The sequence below is a fragment of the Kitasatospora sp. NPDC059747 genome (assembly GCF_042732955.1).
Taxonomy (GTDB): Bacteria; Actinomycetota; Actinomycetes; order Streptomycetales; family Streptomycetaceae; genus Kitasatospora.
This window is the reverse complement of the sequence record NZ_JBHWGV010000197.1, coordinates 1-4,788: the sequence shown is the minus strand read 5'-3', so window position 1 is coordinate 4,788 and position 4,788 is coordinate 1. Positions and strand designations below refer to the sequence as shown.

At 73.5% G+C, this 4,788-nt stretch carries 5 protein-coding genes; all 5 read right to left on the bottom strand.

All coding sequences use genetic code 11. The annotated features are described in order from the left end of the window. Positions 1–122 precede the first annotated feature (122 nt). Positions 123–659, bottom strand: a complete 537-nt coding sequence (locus tag ACFV4G_RS41635; RefSeq protein ID WP_380448514.1) for an RICIN domain-containing protein — start codon at positions 657–659, stop codon at positions 123–125. A 157-nt stretch (positions 660–816) separates the two neighbouring features. Continuing rightward, positions 817–1,347 (bottom strand): RICIN domain-containing protein, encoded by a 531-nt coding sequence (locus ACFV4G_RS41630; RefSeq protein ID WP_380448512.1) that lies wholly within the window; start codon positions 1,345–1,347, stop codon positions 817–819. A 369-nt stretch (positions 1,348–1,716) separates the two neighbouring features. Then, positions 1,717–2,691 carry a GNAT family N-acetyltransferase gene (locus ACFV4G_RS41625; protein WP_380448510.1) on the bottom strand — a complete coding sequence of 325 codons (975 nt, stop codon included), beginning with the start codon at positions 2,689–2,691 and terminating at the stop codon, positions 1,717–1,719. Between the two features lie 30 nt (positions 2,692–2,721). Continuing rightward, the gene (locus ACFV4G_RS41620) at positions 2,722–3,270 is read right to left on the bottom strand and encodes a hypothetical protein (RefSeq protein ID WP_380448508.1); all 549 of its coding nucleotides are present in this window, start codon (positions 3,268–3,270) and stop codon (positions 2,722–2,724) included. Positions 3,271–3,568: 298 nt separating this feature from the next. Next, positions 3,569–4,788, bottom strand: a 1,220-nt coding sequence (locus tag ACFV4G_RS41615) for an FAD-dependent monooxygenase (RefSeq protein ID WP_380448506.1), incomplete at its 5' end; no start/stop codon positions are given.

Genomic DNA, 4,788 nt, shown 5'->3' with positions numbered 1-4,788 from the left:
TCGCCGGTGTCATTATCTATTCGCGTCTCTGTCCGCGCCGGGTCTCCCCGCTCCTCTCCACTCCCCCGCGCCCCCGCGCGGGGGGGGGGGCGGGGCGGGGGGCCGGGGTGGTGCGGGGTGGGTCAGCCGACCGGGGCGAGGGTGAAGCGCTCGTTGTCGTAGCGCGACCCGCCCCATTGGACGAGCGGAGCGCCGTCGTCGTGGCCGGCGCCGTACACGTCGAGGACCAAGTCGCTGTCGAAGCTGACGACGGCCAGCGTGTTGCCGTCGACGTTGACCTTGCCCCAGCGCTGGTTGTCACCGCCGTTGCAGTCCCACTGGCCGATGGCCGTGCCCTGGGTCTTGCTCCAGCCCGGCACCTCAAGGCACTTGCCGCTGTTGACGTTGACGGCGAAGCCGTCGGAGATGTTCCACCGCTGGCCCGGGGCGCCGTTGCAGGTCGCCTGGACGACGGGAGCCCCGTTGTCGGTGCGGGAGTCCGCGATCTGGAGGCACTTGCCGACGAAGGTCCGGATCTGCACGGTGGAGTCGGCCGCGAGCGGGTGGTACGTGAAGCCGGCCGCGGCGGGGGCGGCGAGCAGGCCGACGGCCAGGCCGAGGCCGAGCCCGGCGGTGGCGACGGAGCCGATGCGGCGCTTGGCATTGGAGTTGATGGTCATGGCCCCCCCTGTGGGTCCTGACTGATGTCGTATGGCGCGAACGAAACTTGGTGTTCCCCCCACTGTCCGCAGCGCCGAGGATCGGCGCCCGGACGCGCCGAAGGTGGCCCCCGGCCCAGTGGTGGCCGGGCCGGGGGCCGGGGTGGTGCGGGGTGGGTCAGCCGACCGGGCTGAGGGTCCAGCGCTGGTTGGCGTGGTAGTCCGAGTACCACTGGATCACCGGGGTGCCGTCGGCCTGGTTCGCGCCGGAGATGTCGAGGATCAGGCCGCTGTTCCAGTTGGGGATGGCGATGGTGTTGCTGCCGACGATGTTGATCTGACCCCAGCGCTGGTTGTCGCCCTGGTTGCAGGTCCACTGGTCGATCGCGGTGCCCGCGGTGCGGCTCCAGGCCGGCACCTCAAGGCACTTGCCGCTGTGGACGTTGAACGCGTAGCCGTTGGTGATGTTCCACTGCTGGCTGTCGTCACCCGTGCAGGCCGCCTCGACGACGGGCGCGCCGTCGTCGGTGCGGGCGTCTGCGACGGCCAGGCACTTGCCGCTGAAGTCGGCCTGGATCTGCACGGTCGTGTCGGCCGCCAGCGGCGTGAACTTCGGCCAGGGGTTGTTCCCGGCCGAGGCCGGTGCGGCGGCGACCAGGCCGGCCGTGAGGCCCAGGACGAGCACGGCGGCGGCAGAGCGGATGGACATGGTTCCCCCTATGGAGCCATACGTGTGTGCTGTGGAAGTGAGAGGCACTTGGCGATTCCCCCGCCTCTCACTTCCACAGACGTGTGGGTGCCACGGAGGTTGCAGGTCCGTTCGAAAAAATATTTCTGACCGTCAGCTGCCCACGGCAGTCACCGTTCTCACCGTTCCGGCACCCGCCGTCCGGCGGACCTGGAGGGCGAGGACGGCGGACGCGGCGACGATCACCGTCACCGCGTCACTGGTGCCTGCGGCGATGGGCGACAACGGGGTGCCGCTCTGAAGGAGCCCCGCCTCGCCCGTCGGTCCGGGCCATCCGGTTTGCCGTCACTTGCTCAGTGCCCTAACTCTGCTCCTGGTGAGCGGAGTTCGTCACAGAGGGAGCGGCGAGCCCCCCGGCAGGTGATGGGCGTAGCCCAGCCGACTGTCGGCCCAGGCGACGCGGGCGTCGATCAGGCGGGTGAGCTTGTAGCCGACCGGTGCGAAGCCGCGTCCGCGCCAGAAGGAGTCGCTCACCGGGTTCGCGGACGACCAGCCGACGGCGACGTTCGCGAAGCCCCGGCGGGCGGCCCAGTCGGAGACTCCGGCCAGGAGCGCCGTGCCGAGGCCCCCGGACCGGGCGGACGCCGTCACCGAGGCGATGCCGATCACCGCCGTGGAACGGTGCCGCTGGTCGGCCTCCGCCTGCATCATGCCGACGACGCGCCCGTGCTCCTCGGCGACGAGGAGCAGCCGCCGGTCGTCGCCGAGAGCGGCGAGGAAACCGTCCCGAACGGCGGGGACGTCGAGGAGCGCGGGCCGGAGGATCGGCGAGGTGGCGTGGAACTGCTGCAGCTCAACGGTGAGTTCGAGGAGTCTGCGGAGGTCCGTCGGCCCGGCCTCGCGCAGCCGGACGTCCTGCCCGGTGGAGGCGACGGCGGGCCGCAGGCCCTTGATCTGGTCGATGCCGAAGCCGAGTTCGAACAGGGCCGTGGTGACCTCCCCGTCGACGGCCGAGACGGTGATCGTGTGCTCGAACCGTCCGACGGCGGCGAGTCGACCGGCCAGGGCCGCGTAGAGCCGGCGGTAGGCCTCGCGCTTCCGGCCGCCGACGGCAGCGTGCTGCTGGAGCCGGATCGACGCCTGCTGGGGCCCGGGGACGCCGTCGACCGACGCCGCCAGGAATCCGACGAGCTCGCCGCCCTCGACGGCGGCCACGGCGGGGCCCGCACCCTGCCACGCCGCCACGAGGCGACGGGCCACGACCGGGTCGGCGAGGTCCAGCCCGCCGTCCGGATGCTCCCCGGCGAGCAGCGTCGCCGCGGGCTCCGCGAACCGCTCCTCGAACGGGACGACGTCCAGGCCCATCCGCTCCCCTTTCGAGTCCCGGCCATCCTCTCACCGGGAGCCTGTGGCTCTCCTCCGGCCGAGCCGCCACGAGACCAGGACCACCAGCGCCGCGGTCCCCAGCGCGTAGACCGGCAGCCACAGCGTCGTCGTGGCCGCGAGGCACGCGTCGACGGCGTGCCGGGCCTGGTCGGCCTGGGCGTGGGCCACCGCCGCGCCGTCCTGTACGGCCAGGCCGCCCACCGCCTGCCGCGCGGTCAGGGCCTGGTAGCGGCCCAGTTCGGCGCAGCCCGCACGCGTACCCGGCATCGGGAACAGCCACCGCCACCGCTGCATCGCCGGGGCCAGCGCGATCGCCACGCACAGGCCGACGACCAGTGCGTACGCCGTCAGGCTGCGCACGTACCCGGTGACCGGCCCGGGCGCGCGGGTCGGCAGGCGGGTGCAGGCGAGGACCACCGCGAGCAGCATCACGCCGAGGTAGGTGGAGAACCACTGCCACGAGCCCTGAGCGAACACGACCGCCAGGACCGCGCCGAGCGCGATGCCGAGGACGCCGACCTGGCCGTCGGTCTTCTCCCGGGGGCTGTGGTCGGCCACGGTCTCTCCTGTCCGGCGGCGGGCGGCGACGGCCCCCAGTCTCCGGCCGCGAACCGCCGCTCCCCCGCAGCCCGGGCCGGGCGGCACGCCCCCTCGCCCGTGCGGGTCAAGCACCGCGTGGGTCGAGCGGCACGTGGGTCGAGCGTCGCGTGGGTCGAGCGTCGCGTGGGTCGAGCACCGCGTGGGTCGAGCACCGCGCAGGTCGAGCGACACGTAGGTCGAGCGGCACGTAGGTCGAGCGGCACGTAGGTCGAGCGTCGCATGGGTCGAGCGGCACGCAGGTCGAGCGCCGCGTGGGTCAAGCGCCGCGCACGCCGTTACGGGCCGCGTACGACTCCAGGCCGTCCGCCGTCGTGCCCGCCCAGCCGACGTAGCCGTCCGGACGGATGAGGAACACGCCCGTGCCGTACGCCTCGTAGGGCGGGATGCGGACGGCGGGGACGCCGAGGTCGGGCAGGTCGGCGTCGGTGCCGACGGCGAGCAGGGTCCAGTGCGGGCCACGGAAGGCGTCGAAGAGGCGGACGCCGCCGCGGCGGCCGTCCGGGGCGCGGTCGCCGGCCCGGAGGGCGTCCGCCGGGAGGCCGGTGCGGGTGTCCTCCGAGAGCGTCGACTCCCGGTAGCCGAGGCCGAGTTGCTGGGTCGCGCGGCCACGGCGGACCTCGCCGCGGTGCACGCGCGTCGAGAGGTCGAGCATCTCCGCCGCGTTGGCGCGGCGCTCCTCCTCGTAGGTGTCGAGCAGCGCCTCCGGGGCGGCGCCGGAGAGCACGACGGCCAGCTTCCAGGCGAGGTTGTACGCGTCCTGGATGCTGGTGTTCAGGCCCTGCGCGCCGGCCGGCGAGTGCACGTGCGCGGAGTCGCCGGCGAGCAACACGCGTCCGTCGCGGAACCGGTCCGCGAGTCCCGTCCGCGGCCGGAACTCGGATGCCCAGCGCACGTCGACGACATGACCGGCCGTCAGGTGGGAGCGCGCGGCGACGACCTTGCGGATCCCCTCCAGGCTGGCATCCACGGCCGTCCCCTCCGGGAACCTCGCGACGAGCTGGAAGTCGTCCGTCCCGGCGAGCGGGCAGAGCGCCAGCAGGTCCTCGCCCGCGGGGAAGACGTGCCAGTGATCGCGGTCCAGCGCCCCGTCGGCGAGCCGGACGTCCGCGACCAGCATCGTCGCCGGGTCGATGTCCTCCCCCGCCATGCCGATGCCGCGCAGTCGACGGACGGTCGAGCGCCCACCGTCGGCCGCGACGGTCCACCGGGCCCGGACCGGGCCGCCCGACGCGAACGCGGCCGTCACGCCGTCCGCGTCCTGCGCGAGGCCGACCAGCTCGCGGCCGAAGGCGACGTCGCCGCCCAGCTCGCGCAACCGCCCGTACAGGACGCGCTGCGTGCGCCACTGCGGCAGCATCAGCGTCTCGGTGTACGGCTCGGCCTCAGAGGGTGTTCGATAGGGGAATCCCCCCAACTGTCCGGCTTTCGCGGGCTCGGCACGGACGCTGTTCCAGGATCCTGTAGCGGCCGGGCCCG